18 protein-coding genes are annotated in these 18,286 nt (G+C 68.9%); 3 read left to right on the top strand and 15 right to left on the bottom strand.

Translation table 11 applies throughout. The annotated features are described in order from the left end of the window. Positions 1-14 precede the first annotated feature (14 nt). Complete coding sequence (gene tldD, locus IAE60_RS16945) at positions 15-1,457, top strand: metalloprotease TldD (protein ID WP_187573128.1); 1,443 nt, start codon at positions 15-17, stop codon at positions 1,455-1,457. Between the two features lie 162 nt (positions 1,458-1,619). Here the strand turns inward: tldD and yjgA are convergent, their stop codons facing one another. Beyond that, positions 1,620-2,171, bottom strand: coding sequence for a ribosome biogenesis factor YjgA (gene yjgA, locus IAE60_RS16940; RefSeq protein WP_187573127.1), 552 nt, complete (start codon positions 2,169-2,171; stop codon positions 1,620-1,622). A 98-nt stretch (positions 2,172-2,269) separates the two neighbouring features. Between yjgA and pmbA the strand changes: the two genes are divergently transcribed. Both pmbA and IAE60_RS16930 read left to right on the top strand, forming a co-directional pair. Then, positions 2,270-3,628 (top strand): metalloprotease PmbA, encoded by a 1,359-nt coding sequence (gene pmbA / locus IAE60_RS16935; RefSeq protein ID WP_187573126.1) that lies wholly within the window; start codon positions 2,270-2,272, stop codon positions 3,626-3,628. A gap of 117 nt (positions 3,629-3,745) precedes the next feature. Further along, on the top strand, positions 3,746-4,123 hold the full coding sequence (locus tag IAE60_RS16930) for a DUF4870 domain-containing protein (RefSeq protein WP_162110262.1): 378 nt from the start codon (positions 3,746-3,748) through the stop codon (positions 4,121-4,123). Positions 4,124-4,180: 57 nt separating this feature from the next. Here the strand turns inward: IAE60_RS16930 and IAE60_RS16925 are convergent, their stop codons facing one another. The 14 genes from IAE60_RS16925 to lpxD all read right to left on the bottom strand — a co-directional run bounded on the left by IAE60_RS16925 (position 4,181) and on the right by lpxD (position 18,194). Then, a complete protein-coding gene (locus IAE60_RS16925; protein ID WP_187573125.1) occupies positions 4,181-5,059 on the bottom strand; it encodes a polyprenyl synthetase family protein in 879 nt (292 codons plus the stop codon). After that, positions 5,049-5,309 carry an exodeoxyribonuclease VII small subunit gene (locus IAE60_RS16920; RefSeq protein ID WP_162110264.1) on the bottom strand — a complete coding sequence of 87 codons (261 nt, stop codon included), beginning with the start codon at positions 5,307-5,309 and terminating at the stop codon, positions 5,049-5,051. Before IAE60_RS16920 ends, IAE60_RS16925 begins: the two co-directional genes overlap by 11 nt. Positions 5,310-5,357: 48 nt before the next feature. Beyond that, a complete protein-coding gene (gene tilS / locus IAE60_RS16915; protein WP_187573124.1) occupies positions 5,358-6,656 on the bottom strand; it encodes a tRNA lysidine(34) synthetase TilS in 1,299 nt (432 codons plus the stop codon). A gap of 152 nt (positions 6,657-6,808) precedes the next feature. Continuing rightward, the gene (locus tag IAE60_RS16910; protein WP_162110266.1) at positions 6,809-6,997 is read right to left on the bottom strand and encodes a hypothetical protein; all 189 of its coding nucleotides are present in this window, start codon (positions 6,995-6,997) and stop codon (positions 6,809-6,811) included. Positions 6,998-7,106: 109 nt separating this feature from the next. Continuing rightward, positions 7,107-7,853 carry a tetratricopeptide repeat protein gene (locus tag IAE60_RS16905; RefSeq protein ID WP_187573123.1) on the bottom strand — a complete coding sequence of 249 codons (747 nt, stop codon included), beginning with the start codon at positions 7,851-7,853 and terminating at the stop codon, positions 7,107-7,109. After that, positions 7,850-8,527, bottom strand: coding sequence for a transglycosylase domain-containing protein (locus tag IAE60_RS16900; RefSeq protein WP_187573122.1), 678 nt, complete (start codon positions 8,525-8,527; stop codon positions 7,850-7,852). Before IAE60_RS16900 ends, IAE60_RS16905 begins: the two co-directional genes overlap by 4 nt. A 41-nt stretch (positions 8,528-8,568) precedes the next feature. Then, on the bottom strand, positions 8,569-9,528 hold the full coding sequence (locus IAE60_RS16895) for an acetyl-CoA carboxylase carboxyltransferase subunit alpha (RefSeq protein WP_187573121.1): 960 nt from the start codon (positions 9,526-9,528) through the stop codon (positions 8,569-8,571). Between the two features lie 83 nt (positions 9,529-9,611). Then, a complete protein-coding gene (gene dnaE, locus IAE60_RS16890) occupies positions 9,612-13,169 on the bottom strand; it encodes a DNA polymerase III subunit alpha (RefSeq protein WP_187573120.1) in 3,558 nt (1,185 codons plus the stop codon). Positions 13,170-13,350: 181 nt separating this feature from the next. Beyond that, positions 13,351-13,761, bottom strand: coding sequence for a hypothetical protein (locus IAE60_RS16885; RefSeq protein ID WP_162109948.1), 411 nt, complete (start codon positions 13,759-13,761; stop codon positions 13,351-13,353). Positions 13,762-13,911: 150 nt separating this feature from the next. Then, a complete protein-coding gene (rnhB, locus tag IAE60_RS16880) occupies positions 13,912-14,517 on the bottom strand; it encodes a ribonuclease HII (protein WP_185896699.1) in 606 nt (201 codons plus the stop codon). A 144-nt stretch (positions 14,518-14,661) separates the two neighbouring features. Beyond that, the gene (gene lpxB, locus IAE60_RS16875) at positions 14,662-15,933 is read right to left on the bottom strand and encodes a lipid-A-disaccharide synthase (RefSeq protein ID WP_187573119.1); all 1,272 of its coding nucleotides are present in this window, start codon (positions 15,931-15,933) and stop codon (positions 14,662-14,664) included. Then, positions 15,930-16,718: an acyl-ACP--UDP-N-acetylglucosamine O-acyltransferase gene (gene lpxA / locus IAE60_RS16870; RefSeq protein ID WP_187573118.1), complete on the bottom strand. Its 789-nt coding sequence runs from the start codon at positions 16,716-16,718 to the stop codon at positions 15,930-15,932. The genes lpxB and lpxA overlap by 4 nt, the downstream gene beginning before the upstream one ends. Position 16,719: 1 nt before the next feature. Further along, positions 16,720-17,175 carry a 3-hydroxyacyl-ACP dehydratase FabZ gene (fabZ, locus tag IAE60_RS16865; protein WP_055935832.1) on the bottom strand — a complete coding sequence of 152 codons (456 nt, stop codon included), beginning with the start codon at positions 17,173-17,175 and terminating at the stop codon, positions 16,720-16,722. Then, the gene (gene lpxD, locus IAE60_RS16860) at positions 17,172-18,194 is read right to left on the bottom strand and encodes a UDP-3-O-(3-hydroxymyristoyl)glucosamine N-acyltransferase (protein WP_187573117.1); all 1,023 of its coding nucleotides are present in this window, start codon (positions 18,192-18,194) and stop codon (positions 17,172-17,174) included. The genes fabZ and lpxD overlap by 4 nt, the downstream gene beginning before the upstream one ends. Positions 18,195-18,286: the final 92 nt, after the last annotated feature.

Here is an 18,286-nt window from a genome sequence, read left to right as displayed (position 1 = left end):
CCCATGGTGAAGACATGACCCTGCCGATCCCGCTCGCCGAAACCCGTCTCCTCCTGCCCGCCGGCCTGGATCCGTCCGGTCTCGACCGCGCCTTCGGCACGCTGCTGGGGCCGGGCATCGACTTCGGCGACCTGTATTTCCAGCATGCGCGCCGCGAAAGCTGGACGGTCGAGGACGGCATCGTCAAGGACGGCGCGCATTCCATCGAGCAGGGCATGGGCGTGCGCGCGATCTCCGGCGAGAAGACCGGCTTCGCCTATTCCGACGACATCAACGCGCAGGCCCTCTTGGACGCGGCGAAATCGGCGCGCGCCATCGCCCGCGACGGCGCGGCGCACGCGCCGCGCGCGCTGGTGCGCAGCGGCGGCCACGCACTGTACGCCGGCGACGATCCCATCGATGCGATGGGCAACGAGGCCAAGGTCGAGGCGCTGCGTGCGGTGGATCGCTTCCTGCGTGCCGCCGATCCACGCGTGCAGCAGGTGACCGTCAGCCTGTCCGGCGGCATCGACACGGTGCTGGTGGCGCGCAGCGACGGCGTGCTGGCGTCCGACGTGCGCCCGCTGGTGCGCCTGAACGTGCAGGTCATCGTGGAACAGAACGGTCGTCGCGAATCCGGTTATGCCGGCATGGGCGGCCGCTACGGCTATGCGGAACTGTTCGCCGACGGCAAGCCGGAAGACCTCGCGCGCGAAGCGCTGCGCCAGGCGCTGGTGAACCTGGAGGCGATCGATGCGCCGGCCGGCGTGATGCCGGTGGTGCTGGGCAGCGGCTGGCCCGGCGTGCTGCTGCACGAAGCCGTCGGCCACGGGCTGGAGGGCGACTTCAACCGCAAGGGCACCAGTGTGTATGCGGGCCGCATCGGGCAGCAGGTCGCATCCAAGGGCGTCACCATCGTCGACGACGGCACGCTGCCGGGTCGCCGCGGTTCGCTCAACATCGACGACGAAGGCACACCGACGAACTGCACCACGCTGATCGAGGATGGCGTGCTGGTGGGCTACATGCAGGACACCCACAACGCGCGCCTGATGGGCGTGGCGCCTACCGGCAATGGCCGTCGCGAATCGTTCGCGCACCTGCCGATGCCGCGCATGACCAACACCTACATGCAGGCCGGACAGGACGATCCGGAAGACATGATCCGCTCGGTGAAGAAGGGCCTGTACGCGGTCAATTTCGGCGGCGGCCAGGTCGACATCACTAGCGGCAAGTACGTGTTCTCCGCGACCGAGGCCTACCTGATCGAAGACGGCCGCATCACCGCGCCGGTGAAGGGCGCCACCCTGATCGGCAACGGCCCCGAGACGATGCAGAAGGTGAAGATGGTCGGCCACGACCTGGCGCTGGACCAGGGCGTCGGCATTTGCGGCAAGGACGGCCAGAGCGTGCCGGTGGGCGTGGGCCAGCCGTCGCTGCTGATCGAAGGGCTGACGGTGGGCGGGACGAAGGCGTGAAGCCTGCCTGTCTGTACCTTCTCCCTTCGGGAGAAGGTGGCGCGAAGCGCCGGATGAGGGGCGAGCGGAGTCACAATGTTTGATGCGTCTCGACTTTCGTCGCCCCTCACCCCGACCCCTCTCTCCCGCAGGGATTTCCTTCGGTCGCCGACGGGAGAGGGGCTACTCGGCAGCGGCTTCGTTGTCCGGCGTGTCCGTCGAGGACAGCAGCTCACGCACTTCGCGGAACAGTTCGCGGAATGCGCGTGGCGGTTTGTTCTTGGTTTTTTCGTCCACGGCGTTGCGCACCAGCTGGCGAAGCTTCTGCCGGTCGGCCGTGGGGAATTCCTCCAGCAGCGCGGCCAGCGCGTCGTCGCCATCGGCCAGCAGACGGTCGCGCCACTGTTCGGCCTGGTGCAGGAGGGCCGTTTCGCGACGCGCGGCTTCGCCGCCCTCGTCCATCGCGTCGCGGATCGCCTCCAGCACTTCATCCTCCTCGCGCCGCATCTGCTTGGCGAGGAACTGCAACTGGCGCTTGTGCGCGATGTGCGAGGTGATGCGCTGCGTTTCCACGATGTGCGGCATCAGCTCCTCGGGAATCGGCAGGCGCGCCAGCTGCGCGGCGGGAAGCGCCACCAGCTTCTCGGCCAGGCTGCGGATCTCCAGCGCCTCGATCCGTTGCTGGGTGCGGCTGGGGCTATAGAATTCGCCGGTTTCGGGGTCGCGTCCGCGCATGGTGAAGCCTCTCTGTCGCTTCCGCGGTGCGCCGTGGAAGCCTGATCGAATGCCGATCCGTCGCCCGTGCGCGGATCACTGGATACAAGGATAAAGCATTGAACGCCACCGCCCTGACTTCCCCTGACGACAGCCTGGCCCGGCTCGAACGCCTGGAGGCGCTGTCACGGCGCCTGCTGGACCGCGCGCGGGCCCACGGTGCCACCCAGGCCGAGGTGAGCTGCAGCGAGGAAACCGGCCTCAACGTCAACGTGCGCCTGGGCGACGTGGAGACGGTGGAGTCCACCCGCGACCGCGGCATCGGTGTGACCGTCTACTTCGGCAAGCGCAAGGGCAGCGCCAGTACCGCCGACCTGCGCGAGGAGAGCCTGGAGGCCACGGTGGAACAGGCCTGCGCCATCGCGCGTTTCACCGAGGACGACGAGGCCGCCGGGCTGGCCGATGCCGCGCTGATGGCGCGCGAGTTCCCGGATCTGGATGTCTGGCATCCCTGGGCGCTGGACATGGACCGCGCCGTCGATCTGGCGCTGGCCTGCGAAGCGGCCGGCCGCGACGCCGACGCGCGCATCGAGAACTCCGACGGCGCTTCCATCGGCAGCGGCGAAAGCCTGTCGGTGTACGCCAATTCGCACGGCTTCATCGGCCGCGAGCGCGACACCCAGCACACGATCGGCTGCGCGCTGATCGCCGGGCAGGGCGATGCCATGCAGCGCGACGGCTGGTACAGCACCGCCCTGTCGCACCAGGAACTGGAAGATCCGGTGGCCATCGGCCGCAAGGCCGCCGAACGCACGGTGGCGCGCCTGCAGCCGCGCTCGCTGGCGACCGGCGAGTATCCCGTCCTGTTCTCGGCGGAGGTCGCGCGTTCGCTGGTCGGCCACCTGCTGGGCGCGGTCTCCGGCGGCGCGCTGTACCGGAAGGCCAGCTTCCTGCTGGATCATGTGGGCCAGCGCATCTTTCCCGACTGGTTCGCCATCGAGGAACTGCCGCTGCTGCCGCATGGCCTGCGTTCGGCCGCGTTCGATGCCGAGGGCGTGGCGACGAAGCGCTCCCACCTCATCCGCGATGGCGTGCTGGAGCGCTACGTGCTGGGCAGTTACTCGGCGCGCAAGCTCGGCCTGCAGACCACCGGCAACGCCGGCGGCGTGCACAACCTGCAGGTGAAGGCGAACGCGGGCGGTTTCGACGACCTGCTGGCGGGCATGCGCACCGGCCTGCTGGTCACCGAGCTGATGGGGCAGGGCGTGAACAGTGTGACCGGCGACTATTCGCGCGGTGCGGCGGGGTTCTGGGTGGAGCAGGGTGTGATCGCTTACCCGGTGGACGGCATCACCATCGCCGGCAACCTCAAGACGATCTTCGCGGGCATCGAGGCGGTGGGCCGCGATGTGGATCGCCGCTCCCATGTCGGCGTGGGCTCCGTCCTTGTCGGCCGCATGACCGTGGCGGGCGAATAGGCGAAAGCGGGTTCCGTGGCCGCCCTCGGCGCGGTTACCCGTTATGCTTGGCATGCGGAGTGCTGCGGGGGATCGCGGCACTCGACCGCCCACCCACCACTTAGGGGAATCACCTAGATGAGCGAATTCGACAACGTCACCGCACCGCCGCCGCCGACCGCAGGCGAGGCGCCCCAGGACCAGCGCACCATGTCGCTGCTGGCGCACCTGCTGGGCATCGTCACCGGCCCGATCGGCGCGCTGATCATCTGGCTGGTCAGCAAGGACGATGCATCCAAGGGCTTCGTCGTGGACCAGTCCAAGGAAGCGCTGAACTTCCAGATCACGGTGTTCATCGCCATCGTCATCTCGTGGATCCTGGCCTTCGTGCTGATCGGCCTGCTGCTGATGCCGCTGGTCGGCATCGCCAACCTGGTGCTGTGCATCATCGCCGGCATCAAGGCCAACAACGGCGAGTCCTACCGTTATCCGTTCGCCCTGCGCCTGATCAAGTAAGCGATCATCGCGGGGAACAAAAAGCCCGGCAATGCCGGGCTTTTTTCATGCCCTCGCTCAGTAGGCGCGATGGATCGCCAGCTCGCCGAGCGCGCGCAGCGCATCGGCACCGCCGCCGTACGGGGCCAGCGCCTCGCGCATGAGGGCATCCAGTTCGGCGAGTTTCGCCTTCGCGCCGTCCATGCCCAGCAGGGCCGGATAGGTCGACTTGGCCTGCGCCACATCCTTGCCGGCGGTCTTGCCCAACTGTTCGGAACTGGCCTCGATGTCGAGGATGTCGTCGCGCACCTGGAACGCCAGCCCCAACGCCGTGGCGAAATCGTCCAGCCGCGCGAGCGTGGCGGCATCCGCTGCGCCGGCCAGCGCGCCCATGCGCACGGCCGCGCGGATCAGGGCGCCGGTCTTCAGGGCGTGCATCCGCTGCAGGTCGTCCAGTGTCTGCTGCGACCCGGTGGCATCGATGTCCAGCGCCTGGCCGCCGCACATGCCGGCGGCACCGGAGGCCTGCGCCAGCGTGCCGAGCCAGTCCACCCGCAGGGTCGCCGCGACCGTAGCCGATGCCAGCACCTCGAACGCGCGCGTCTGCAACGCGTCGCCGGCGAGGATGGCGGTGGCTTCGTCGAAGGCGATGTGCACCGTGGGCTTGCCGCGGCGCAGATCGTCGTCGTCCATCGCCGGCAGGTCGTCGTGCACCAGCGAATAGGCATGGATCAGCTCGACCGCGATGGCCGGCGCATGCAGCGTGGCCTCATCCGCCTGCAGCAGCGTGCCGCCGGCGTAGACCAGCAGGGCGCGCATGCGCTTGCCGCCGCCGAGCACGGCGTGGCGCATGGCGGCATGCAGGCGTCGCGGGGCGGTGTCGGCCGGTGGCAGCGCCCGATCCAGATGGCCTTCCAGCGCTGCCGCCCAGGCGGCGAAACGCGGATCAGCGGCCATCGGGCGCGGGCGCGAAGGCGTCGCCGTTCTCCGGCTGTTCCGGATCGCTGAGCAGGCGCACGCGCAGTTCCGCCTGTTCGAGCGCGGCCTGGCACTGGCGATACAGGCCGACCCCGCGTTCGTAGGCGGCCAACGAGGCTTCCAGGCTCAGGTCGCCGTGTTCCATCTTCTCGACCAGTTGTTCGAGTTCGTCCAGCGACTGCTCGAAATGGGCGACGGGCGAGGCGTCTGCGGGGGTCTTCTTAGCCATGCGGCAAGTGTGGGGATCGGGCGCGGTCAGGTCAAACGCAGGGCAGGCTCAGCCGCGCTGCCACACCAGTCGCGCGCCGTGCGTCCGCAACCAGGTGTCGGCATCGGCCGACAGGACGAGATCGCCCGCCGCCCACAGCATGTCGCCACGCCAGAGCAGCGGAAGCTGGCGGCGCTCCCAGGGCGGGATACCGAGCGCCTGCAGCACGTCCTTCAGGGCGTGATGGTGGGACCGGCCCGGCAGGGCGATGCGCTCGCCGCCGCGGCGCGCACCTACCCGCAAGGGCGTATCGAACCGGTGGTCGCCGCCCTCCAGCGACAGGCTGCCACCCTCCGGCAGTGCGAGCGGGACCGTCCCGTCCCAGTCGGCATGCCAGTCCGCGGGCAGGACGCCGCGCATGCGCTCGGCATGCAGGAGCCCGCGCCATCGACGCACCACCGCACCCTGCCAGACGAATTCCGCCTGCGCATCGGCCCGCGCATCCAGCAGGTGGGCTTCGATGCGTGCCACCCCTTCGGCCGGCAGCGGCGGCAGCGACAGCCGCTCGATCCATCGGCGCAAGACACGCGCGCGCTGTGCGCGTGCGACCTCGCGCAGCGGGGCGATGGCCAGCGCGGCCGGGTCGGCGGTGGCCGCTTCCGCGAGCAGACGGTCATCCTGGCGCGCCAGCAGGTCGGCGGCCTCCGCGCTGAGCGTCGCGCTGCGCGCGAACGCCGCATCCGCCTGCGGCCAGCGCAGCCGCAGGCGGGGCAGGATGTCGTGGCGGAGGAAGTTGCGGTCTGCGTCGGTGCGGGCGTTGCTGGGGTCTTCGATCCATCGCAGTCCGTGAGCCAGGGCATAGGCCTGCAATGCGTCGCGCGGCGTGCGTAGCAGCGGCCGCCATTGCCATCCGGGGCCGAAGCGGCGCCAGGGCCGCATCCCCGCCAGCCCGTCGGGGCCGGAGGCGCGCAGGGCGCGCAGCAGGAAGGTCTCCGCCTGGTCTTCCAGATGGTGGGCCGTGGCCAGGATATCGCCGGGCGCCATGACGGCGGCGAACGCCTCGCGCCGTGCATGCCGTGCCGCCGCTTCAGGACCTTCGCCCCGGGTGGCATCCACCCGTACATGGCGCACCTGCAGCGGGACATCCAGCGCCGCACAGGCCGCGGCACAGTGCGCCACCCAGGCGTCGGCTTCAGGTTGCAGGCCATGGTGCACGTGGACGGCGCCCAGTCCGCGGCGCTGCAGATCAGGATCCTGCGCCAGGCGATGCAGCAGGACGGTCGAATCGCATCCGCCGCTCAACGCCACCCACACGCGTCCTTCCGTGGCGGCGGGCAGTAGGGGCAGGGACGGGGACGGAGGGCGCATCCGCGCATGCTAGCGATGAAGCTGCCGGCACGCAGCCTCGGTCCATCATCGTGGCCACGCCTGCGCCCCGGGCTGCCGTGCTTCGGAAGCCGATTCCGGCGAACGGAACGATGCGTCGGCCGCATCGCGCGGGCCGTGCCGCGCGCGACGCTCTACCTGACCTGTTGCAGGATGACGATCAGGGCGGCGGTCCAGCACGCGCCGACGAACAGACCCAGCACCAGGTGCTGGCTGACGCCCGCGCGATGGAAGCGCCAGCGGTTCACTCCCAGCGCCACGATCACGGGCAGCACGAACAGGACCGTCGGCAGCATCCACCAGGGCAACGACAGCAGGTCCATTCCACTCTCCCGCATGCATGGCCGACGATGCGCCGGCCTGCGTACATCATCGCGCACGGCGCGCGCGCCGGCCTTGATCGTGGTCAACCGTCCGTCGCCGCGGATGCGGTCAGTCCAGCGAGGCGAGCTCGCGCCGGGCCAGGGCGATCCAGTCCTGCTGTTCGCGGCGGTAATACTGGGGCGCCGCATCGGAGCGGTCGAGGATCTCCTGGAACAGACTGCGCGCCCGTGCATGCTCGCCCAGGCGCTTCAGCAGCAGGCCGAAGCGCGCGCGGGCCTCTTCGCCAGGATAGCCCTGCACGACGGCCTCGTACTCGTGGATGGCGGCCGCGGCGTCGGCGGTGTCTTCCACTGCGCGCGCATACAACAGGTGGCCGTCGACGGAACGGAAGGAGGGGTTGGCGGCAATCAGCGCGTCCAGCGTGGCGCGCGCCTTGGCCGACTCGCCCAGGCCGAACTGTGCCTTCGCCAGTCCCAGCATCAGGTCCGGATCGGTGGCGTAAAGGCCCTTGAGCGCCTGCCCGTAGAGCTCCGATGCGTGCGCGTAGTCGCCGCTGCGCAGGCTCTCCTCGGCCAGCCGCCGCCGGTTCGCAGGCGTATCGGCGGCCTTCAGCAGCCTGGCGGCGTCGCGCCGATCACGGTCGGGGTCGATGCGGTCGCGCATGCTCCGTACCGTGCGCCGTGCGGACGGATGGTGGCGCAGCTCGGGCAGGATCTCGGCGATGAAGTAGATGATCACCGCAAGAAAGGAGAACAGCAGCAGGATGAAGACCCAGTACAGCGGACGTCCCGTGCGCACCACGTGCACGCAGCAGGCGATCTGCAGGGCGAAGGACAGCAGCAGGAGTGGACTCATGGTGCGGGTGCGGTTCCCGATGCCGGACAGGCGGAAGGCCGCATTCTAGCCAGAGCCGCGCGCAGGGCGCTCCCGGCATCGGCGAAACCCGCGCGCTTCGCCGCCCATGGGTAGCGTTGGGCGAATCGCTCCGGCCGGCAGACGGGATCGTAGTGGGACGGCCCTTTCATCAGCGCGATCAGCAACAGGCGCTCTTCGGGGACCAGGTCGTCCAAAGGCCGGCCATACCACGCGAGCGCGGCTTGTTCGATGCCCTTGGCGCCGCGACCGAACGTCGACTCTGCCAGTATCGTGTCGACCATGCGTTCCAGGGGCCAGTCACGACTGGCACGGATGGCAGCGGCCGAGTCGAGGAGATGCCCGCGCAGTCCGCGTGTCGGGTGCGCCTGTCGCATGGCCAGGGTCCGCCCCGCGCGGCTGAGCAGTCCCAGCTGGGAGTCGAGGGGGGCACCCTGCCATCCCGAGAGCTGCCACAGCCGGTAACCCCATGCGCTTACGGGATTGAGGCGCGGCACATCCTCAATGCCGCCCGCCTCGACATCCAGATAGAGCGCGCGCAGGTCGGGCTTGGCGCGGTAGCGGTTCGGCTCACGGTAATCGGGAAAGTCCGATGCGCCGACCGCGTAGAGACCGAAGCACACCGCCACGACGAATCCGGCGACAACCAGCAGCATCCCGAGGATGGCTCTGACCCTGGCCATCCCCGGCGATGGCTTCAGGCCGCTTCGTACGCGCCGTAACCGCGCAGGCGCGCGTAGCGCTTCTGCAGAAGTTGTTCGACCGGGAGCCGTTCCAGCGCATCGAGTTCGTTGAGCAGCACGGCCTTCAGGCGCACCGCCATCTGGCGCGGGTTGCGGTGTGCGCCGCCGATGGGTTCGCGCACCACCTTGTCGACCAGGCCCAGCCCGTTCAGGCGCCTGGCGGTCAGGCCCAGTTGTTCGGCAGCGTCCTTGGCCTTTGCGGCGTCCTTCCACAGGATCGACGCGCAGCCTTCCGGCGAGATCACCGAGTAGGTGCCGTACTCCAGCATCAGCGTGCGGTCGCCGACGCCGATGGCCAGCGCGCCGCCGCTGCCGCCCTCGCCGATCACCGTGCAGATGATCGGGATCTTCAGTTCCGCCATTTCCATCAGGTTGCGGGCGATGGCTTCGGACTGGCCGCGCTCTTCCGCGCCCACGCCCGGATAGGCGCCCGGGGTGTCGATGAAGGTCAGCAGCGGCAGCTTGAAGCGTTCGGCCATCTTCATCAGGCGCAGCGCCTTGCGGTAACCCTCCGGACGCGGCATGCCGAAGTTGCGCGCGATCTTGCTCTTGGTGTCGCGGCCCTTCTGGTGGCCGATGATCATCACGCTGCGGCCGTCGATGCGGCCCAGGCCACCGACGATGGCGCTGTCGTCGGCGAAGGCACGGTCGCCTGCCAGTTCCTGGAACTCGTCGCAGAAGACCTTGATGTAGTCCAGCGTGTACGGGCGTGCCGGGTGGCGGGCCAGCTGCGAGACCTGCCAGGGCGTCAGGTCGCGGAAGATCTGCGCCGTGCGGATGCGCAGCTTGTCCTGCAGGGCGTGCACCTCGGCATCGACATTCACCGCCGGCCCGGTGCTGGCGGCGCGCAGGTCCTGGATCTTGGCTTCCAGGTCGGCGATGGGTTGTTCGAAGTCGAGGTAGTTCGGATTCATCTGCGGGCCGTGGGCCGGAAAGGGGGAAAGTGTAGCCGAAGCACCCCGACGGTCACGTACGGGGGGGTAGGGCCGTGACGCCGTCAGTTCGCCCACGGCCGGTAGAAGGCCGGCTTGGCGGTACGCACGCCGGGCATGGCGCGCAGGGCGTCCAGCAGTTCGGCATCCACGCGCACCGCCTTCTGGCCGTTGAGGTCCAGCATGCCGGCGATCACGCCGTCGCCGGCGCCCATCAGCAGGTCCAGGCGCACCGGCGTGCCGCCGGGACGATGCCGCGACAGCAGGGCGTCCACGCGCTCCCACAGGCCCGGCACGCGCAGGTCCAGGCGCAGTTGCAGGCGTTGCGCATGCTGCTGGCACAGCTGCGCGTAATCCCACACCTGGCGGATGCGCAGGCTGTAGCCGCCACTGAATTCGTCCTCGCGCAGGCCGCCCTTGATGACCAGCACGCGGTCGCGCGTCAGCAGCGCACCGAACTCGGACAGCGCGTCGGAGAACGCGCTGCACTCGATACGCCCGCGTCCGTCCTCCAGCTGCACGAACACCTGGCTGTCGCCCTTGCGCCGGATGCCTACCACCTGGCCGGCGACGATCGCGCTGACCTCCGGCCGCCAGCCCTTCTTGTCCCCTCCGGAAGAGCTGGACCAGAGGCGGTCCAGTTCGCTCAGGTCGCTGCCGACCAGCGAGCGCAGGTCGTCGCGGTACGGGTCCATCGGATGGCCGCTGAGGTAGTGGCCCAGCGTCTCGCGTTCGCCCTGCAACTTCTGCATCAGCGGCCATTCGTCCGTCACCGGCAGGTCGACGTGGATGTCGTCGCCCCCGCTGCTGGAACCGAACATGTCGACGATGCCGGCGTTGCGGTTCTTGCTGATCTGGTCGATGGCCTTCAGCACTTCGGGCAACTGCAGCGCCAGCGAGGCGCGGTTGCGGCCCAGTGCGTCCAACGCGCCCGCGTTGATCAGCGCTTCCAGCGCACGCTTGTTGAGCTTGGACGAATCGACGCGCTTGCAGAAATCGAACAGGTCGCGGAACTCGCCTCCCTCGCGCCGCGCCTCGACGATGCTCTCGCACACGCCCTGGCCCACGCCCTTCACCGCGCCCAGGCCGTAGCGGATGGTGCCGGCATCGGTGGCCACGAACATGAAGTCCGAATGGTTCACGTCCGGCGGCCGCACGTCGAGGCCCAGCCCGCGCGCTTCGTCGAGGAAGCCGACCACCTTCTCGGTCTTGTCCATGTCCGAGGACAGCGTGGCGGCCATGAACTCGGACGGGTAGTGCTTCTTCAGCCACGCGGTCTGGTAGGCGACCAGCGAGTACGCGGCGGCGTGCGACTTGTTGAAGCCATAGCCGGCGAACTTCTCCATCAGGTCGAAGATCTCGTCGGCCTTGCGCTCGTCCACGCCGCCCTTGGCCGCGCCCTCGCGGAAGATCTCGCGGTGCTTGGCCATTTCGGCCGGCACCTTCTTGCCCATCGCGCGGCGCAGCAGGTCGGCGCCGCCCAGCGAGTAGCCGCCGACGATCTGCGCCATCTGCATGACCTGCTCCTGGTAGACCATGATGCCGTAGGTCTCTTCCAGCATGGTCCGCGTGCGCGGGTCGGGGTATTCGAATTCTTCGCGGCCGTGCTTGCGCTCGACGAACGACGGGATCATGTCCATCGGGCCGGGGCGGTACAGCGCGTTCAGCGCGATCAGGTCTTCGAAACGATCGGGCTTGGCTTCCTTCAGCGCGCGGCGCATGCCCGAGGATTCGAACTGGAACACCGAGCCCGTGTTGCCGTTGGCGAACACGTCGCGGTAGACGCTGGCGTCGTCCAGTGGAATGGCGGCGATGTCGAGCGGCGGCAGTCCGGCGCGCGCATGCCGTGCGTTGATCGCCTTCACCGCCCAGTCGATGATCGTCAGCGTGCGCAGGCCCAGGAAGTCGAACTTCACCAGGCCGACCGCTTCCACGTCGTCCTTGTCGAACTGGGTGACCGGGTTCTTGCCGCGCCCGCCTTCGTCGTGTTCGGCGAACAGCGGGCAGAAGTCCGACAGCGGCGACGGCGCGATCACCACGCCGCCGGCGTGCTTGCCGGCGTTGCGGGTGAGGTCTTCCAGCTGCCGCGCCAGGTCGATCAGGTCGCGGACGTCGTCCTCGTCGCGGTAGCGGTCGATCAGTTCCTGCGACGCGGCCTCGCTGCTGCCCTCGCCCATCGCGTCCTTCAGCGACACGCCCAGGATATTGGGGATGAGCTTGGCCACGCCATCGACCAGGCCGTACGGGAAGCCGAGCACGCGGCCGGCATCGCGCACCACCGCCTTGGCCGCCATGGTGCCGTAGGTGATGATCTGGCTGACGCGGTCGCGGCCGTACTTGCGCGCGACGTAGTCGATCACCTCGTCACGCCGGTCCATGCAGAAGTCGATGTCGAAGTCGGGCATCGACACGCGTTCCGGGTTGAGGAAGCGTTCGAACAGCAGGCCGTACGGCAGCGGGTCCAGGTCGGTGATCTGCAGCGCCCATGCCACCAGCGAGCCGGCGCCGGAGCCGCGGCCCGGGCCGATCGGGATGCCGTGGTTCTTTCCCCACTGGATGAAGTCGGCCACGATCAGGAAGTAGCCGGGGAAGCCCATCTTGCAGATGGTGTCCAGCTCGAAATCCAGCCGCTTCTCGTAGTCCTCCCGCGTATGGCCGGGCGCCAGCGGATTCTTCTCCAGACGCGCCTTCAGGCCGTCGTGCGACTGGCGGCGGATCCAGCTGTCCAGCGTTTCGTCGTCGGGCACGGGATACGCGGGCAGGAAGTACGTACCCAGCCGCATCTCGATGTTGCAGCGCTGCGCCAGCGCCCGCGTGTTGTCGATGGCGTCCGGCACGTCGGCGAACAGTTCGGCCATCTGCTCGGCCGACTTCATGTACTGCTCGGCGCTGTATTCGCGAGGGCGCTTGGGGTCGTCCAGCACGCGGCCGGACGCGATGCACACGCGCGCTTCGTGCGCGTCGAAATCGTCCGGCGACAGGAAGCGCACGTCGTTGCTGGCGATCACCGGCATGCCGCGGGTGCCTGCGGCATGCAGGGCGAAGGCATTGAACGCCTCCTCGCCATCGCGCTGCGTGCGCGTCAGTTCAAGGTGCAGGTCCTCGCCGAACGTACGCTGCCAGTCGGCCAGGTGCTGTTCGGCCAGGTCGTGACGGCCGGTCAGCGCCAGACGGCCGGCCAGGCTCTGCCGGCCGATGATGGCGAACAGGCCCTGGTGGTCTGCGCGCAGCCATTCCGGCTCAATGGCGACGCCGTCGGTGCGGTGGCCTTCCATCCATGCGCGCGAGAGCAGCCGCGACAGCGACAGGTAGCCTTCGCGGTCGCGGCACAGCAGGGTCACCGGCCATGGCGCTTCGCCGCCTTCGGCGACCATCACGTCGGCGCCGGCGATGGGTTTGATGCCCACGCCCTCGGCGGCCTTGTAGAACTTCACCAGCGCGAACAGGTTGTTGCGGTCGGTGACCGCCAGCGCGGGCATGCCCAGTTCCACCGCCCGGCTCAACAGGTTGGCCTGCTTGGCCTTCTTCGGGTCGGCGTGGTCCGGCTTTTCGGGCACGCGGATGATCGAATCCGCAAGCGAAAACTCGGTGTGCAGGTGGAGGTGGACGAAACGGGAAGACATGCCGGCTCGGAGTGCTGTCAGGGCAGCGTACCGGCGGGGGTGGGGTGGGGCAAGGCTTGACATTCCCGGCCCGCGGAACGGGCGGGGAAGAAGAAAAAAAGAGCCGCCCGGGGTGGGGCGGCATCGGGGAAAACCCGAGGGGTTGGGTGGGTGAGGGCGCGGCTGTGCGGCCTCGCCGGGTTCAGTGGATGCGGAACATCGGCACCGGTTCGGGGGCGTAGCTGCCGAAGCGGACGTGCCTCAGGTGCGTTTCCAGTGCCGCTTCGGCGTTGCGTGCGGCCTCCCAGTCGGCACGGGTGTAGCGCAGGGCGTCGTGCGGGCATCCGCGCAGCTGGGCCTCGAGATTGCGCAGGCGGCGGAAGTCCAGGTAGCGCGCGGTCTCATCGGCCACCAGCAGCCAGGTGGCTTCATCCAGCGAGGTGGCCTCCTGGCTGCGCAGCAGCGCCAGCGCCTGCAGCAGGCGCGTACGCACGATGCCTTCGGATGACCAGTCGCGATCCGCCAGCAGACTGCGCAACAACTGCACGCGCGCGTCGTCCACGGGACGGGGCGGGAATGCGGGAGATGGAGTGACGGGGTTCAGCAGGGGCATGGTGCACCTCGTGGGGGAGAGGGCTCCCGCGCGGGATGGTGCGCAGGATGCAGGACCATGGTGCGCGCAGGCGGGAGTGCGCGCGCCTGCTGGAAGCCATCGTGACGATGGACACCGTGCCGGAGGTCACGCCCCAAGAGGCGCGCTGCGTCAGCGCCGGTCGAGCGCTTCGCGCACGGGGGCGAAGCTGCGCCGGTGGTGCACGCACGGACCATGCTGCGCCAGCGCGGACAGGTGCGCGGACGTGGGATAGCCCTTGTGCTGGTCGAAGCCGTACTGCGGGAATGCCGCGTGCAGCTGCACCATCATGCGGTCCCGCGACACTTTCGCAAGGATCGAGGCCGCCATGATGGCCGGCTCGATCGCATCGCCGCCGATCAGGGTTTCGGCCATGCAGTTCAGCCCCTTCGGCGCGCGGTTGCCGTCGATGCGGACCAGTTCGGGGAACGGCTGCAACGCCATGACCGCGCGACGCATGCCTTCCATCGTCGCCTGCAGGATGTTGAGACGGTCGATCTCATCGGGCTCGACGAAGGTCACATGCCACGCCAGCGCACGTTCCTGGATCAGCGGAAACAGCGCTTCGCGCTTGGCTTCGCTGAGCTGCTTGGAGTCGTTGAGTCCTGCGATGGGACGCGATTCGTCCAGGATCACGGCCGCGACGGCCACGGGACCGGCCAAGGGGCCGCGACCTGCTTCATCGACACCGGCAACAAGACGGACGATGGGATCCGGGAACAGCGAGGAGCCGGCCATCAAGAACGGCCCCCTGTAGGAGCGACGTAAGTCGCGACCGGAACAACGACATCTACCAGGATCCTTCTCTTGGCAAGAAGGAATGGCAAGTGGCATTTGCCGGTAGGCGATGACGTTGTGGCGGTCATGGCATGCGGTCGCGACTTACGTCGCTCCTACAGGAGATGGGAAAACCAGCTCCGCTACCGCAGCAGCGGCACTTGCAGAAGCATCCTGCCGCAGTTGTCCATGCAGGCGCCGGTAGATCGGCTGCAGGGCGGCGACGGCCTCCGGTTCGCGGAACCAGCGCAGCACGGCAGAGGACAACGGTTCGGGCGTGCAGTCGTCCTGCATCAGTTCGGGCGCGATGTCCTCGCCGGCCAGCACGTTGGGCAGTGCATAGCGTTCCACCTTCAGCAGGCCCAGCCCCTTCACGATGCGGTAGGTCAGCGGCGCGATGCGATAGCCGACGACCATCGGCCGCTTGCACAGCATCGCTTCCAGGGTAGCGGTGCCCGACGCGAGCAGGACCGCATCGCTGGCGATCATCGCTTCGCGCGCCCGGCCGTCGAGCAGGTGCCAGGTGGAATCGACCCCCTGCAAGGCGATCTGCGCCTCCAGCGCCTGCCGGCAGGCGGCATTGGCGGCGGGGATGACGATCTGCAGCCCCGGGACCTGCTCGGCCACCCTGCGTGCCGCTTCGAAGAAAACCGGTGCCAGCCGGCCGATTTCGCTGAGGCGGCTGCCGGGGAGTACGGCCAGGGTGGGCGCGTCGGGCGACAGGCCGAGCGCGGCGCGTGCGGACGCACGATCGGGCTCCATCGGAATCTCGTCCGCCATCGGATGGCCGACGAAGCGTGCATCGACCGCATGCCGTGCGTAGATCGGCGGTTCCATCGGGAACAGGCACAGCACGCGGTCGGCGCTGTGGCCGATCTTCTCGGCACGCTTTTCGCGCCAGGCCCAGACCGACGGACTGACGTAGTGCACCGTGCGCACGCCGCGTTCCTTCAGCCAGCGCTCGACGCCGAGGTTGAAGTCGGGTGCGTCGATGCCGATATAGACGTCCGGCTTCCAGTCCAGCACGCGCTGGCGGAAGGCCTTGCGCAGGCGCAGCAGGCGCGGCAGGTGGCGCAACACCTCGGCCAGGCCCATCACGGCCAGTTCGTTCGCGTCGAACCAGGTGTCGCAGCCGGCCGCACGCATCGCATCGCCCCCGATGCCGGCGAATTCGGCGTTCGGGAAGCGCGCCTTCAGTGCGGCGATCAGGCCGGCGCCGAGTCCGTCGCCCGACGCTTCGCCGGCGCAAAGGATGAAGCGGGGAGCGGGGCGGGAAACGGGGAATGGAGCGTCGGGAATGAGGATTTCATGCGGCGGAACCACGTGCTGCACACCCGCATTCCTCTCTCCCTGTTCCCCGTTCCCGCCGTTGTTCATCGCTGCAACGGCCGTTCGCCGCTTTCGATGAAGTGCAGCAGCGCCTTCACGTCGGCGCTCGCCTCGGCCTGTTCGGCGAGCTGCTGTTTGGCTTCCGCCAGCGGCAGCCCGGCCACGTACAGCGTGCGGTAGGCGCGCTTGATGGCGGCGATGCGGTCGGCGTCGAAGCCGCGTCGCTTCAGGCCTTCGCTGTTGATGCCACGCGGCCGACCGGCGGCGTCGCCCGCCACCATCGTGAAGGGCGGCACGTCGCCGCTCAGCAGGACGCCCATGCCGATGAAGGCATGCGCGCCGACGCGGCAGAACTGGTGCACGCCGGCGAAGCCGCTCATGATCACCCAGTCCTCGATGGTGACGTGGCCTGCCAGCGTCGAATTGTTGGAGAACACGCAGTGATTGCCGACGATGCAGTCGTGCGCCACGTGCGTGTAGGCGAGCAGCATGTTGTCGCTGCCGATGCGGGTGATGCCGCCGCCGGCGCCGGTGCCGCGGTTCACGGTGACGAACTCGCGCACCTGGTTGCGGTCGCCGATGACCAGTTCGACGCGTTCGCCCTTGTACTTCTTGTCCTGCGGGTCGCCGCCGATCGCGGCCTGGCCGACGAAATGGTTGTCGCGGCCGATGCGGGTGGGGCCGGTGATGGTGCAATGCGGACCGATCACCGTGCTGTCGCCGATCTCGACCTCGGGACCGACGTAGGCGAACGGACCGATGCGCACGCCTTCACCCAGCATCGCGCCGGGGTCGACGACCGCGCTGGGATGGATGGCGGGGGGGGCGCTCATCTCAGCGGGTGTCCTCGGCGCACAGCACGTCGGCGCAGGCGACCTGTTCGCCGTTGACCGAGGCCACACCGGTGTAGAAGGCCATGTTGCGGATCAGCCGCTTCAGGGTGACGTCCAGGTCCAGGCGGTCGCCGGGCACTACCATCCGGGTGAAGCGCGCGTTCTCCACCTTCACCATGTAGAACATGCGTCCCGCGGTGTCGCCCTGGTGCGAGAGCTGGGTCAGCAGGCCGCCGGCCTGCGCCAGCGCCTCGATGATCAGCACGCCCGGCATGATCGGGCGGTCCGGGAAGTGGCCGGTGAAGAAGGGCTCGTTCTGGGTGATGTTCTTGTAGGCCAGTACGCGCTTGTCCTTCTCGAACTCCACCACGCGGTCCACCAGCAGGAACGGATAACGGTGCGGCAGCAGCTTGCGGATGGTGGCCGCGTCGACGGGCAGTTGCAGGTCCAGGGTCATCGGGTTTCCTTGTCGGCCGCCAGCACGCGTCGTGCCAAGGCGTCCAGTTGCTTGAAGCGGGCGGCGTTCTTGCGCCAGGTACGGTTGTCGGTCAGCGGCGTGCCGCTGGAATACTCGCCGGGCTCGGTGATGGAGCTGGTCACCAGCGACATCGCGGTGACCACCACGCGGTCGCAGATCTCCAGGTGGCCCAGCACGCCGGCTGCGCCGCCGATCAGGCAGTAGCGGCCGATGCGCGCACTGCCGGCGGCGGCGCTGCAGCCGGCCATCGCGGTATGCGCGCCGATGCGGACGTTGTGGCCGATCTGGATCTGGTTGTCCAGGCGCACGTCCTCCTCCAGCACCGTGTCGTCCAGCGCGCCGCGGTCGATGGTGGTGTTCGCACCGATCTCGCAGTCGTCGCCGATCACCACGCCGCCGAGCTGCGGCACCTTGATCCAGTGGCCGCTGTCCATGGCCAGGCCGAACCCGTCGGCGCCGATCACCGCGCCGGGGTGGACCAGGACGCGCTGGCCCAGGCGTACGCGCGTGACCAGGGTGACGCGCGCGATCAGTTCGCAACCGTCGCCGACCACGCAGTCCTCCCCGATGATGCAGCCGGGCCCGAGCACGCTGCCCTCGCCGATGACGCTGCGGGCGCCCACTGTGACGAAGGGACCCACATGGGCGCCCGGCGCGATGCGTGCGGTGGGATCGATCACGGCACTCGGATGGATGCCGGGTTCACGGGCCTGCCTGCGTTCGAACAGCGCCGCCATCTTGGCGAACGCGGTGTAGGGATCCTTCGCGATGAGGACGGCGCCGGGCGCGGCGTCGGCATCCTCGGCGCGCATCACCACCAGGCTGGCGCGGCTGTCGCCCAGTTGGCCGCGATAGCGGCTGTTGGCGAGGAAGGCGAGCTGTCCAGGCTCAGCGCGGGCCAGTGTGGCCACGCCTTCGATGTCCAGGCTGGCATCGCCGCGCAGTTCCAGACCGAAACGGTCGGCCAGCTCGCCGGAAGTGAAGGAGGGAGGGGTCATAGGCCGCGTAGTTTAGCCCCTGCTGCCCCAGAACCGCTTCCACGGGGGCGTATGGTGGACAGCAGAAGGGGGGCCGCAGCCGCCCTTCCTTC

The sequence above is a fragment of the Pseudoxanthomonas mexicana genome (assembly GCF_014397415.1).
In the GTDB taxonomy this organism is placed as follows: domain Bacteria; phylum Pseudomonadota; class Gammaproteobacteria; order Xanthomonadales; family Xanthomonadaceae; genus Pseudoxanthomonas_A; species Pseudoxanthomonas_A mexicana.
Note: the sequence above shows the minus strand (reverse complement) of the source record. Positions and strands in the feature narration are given on the sequence as shown.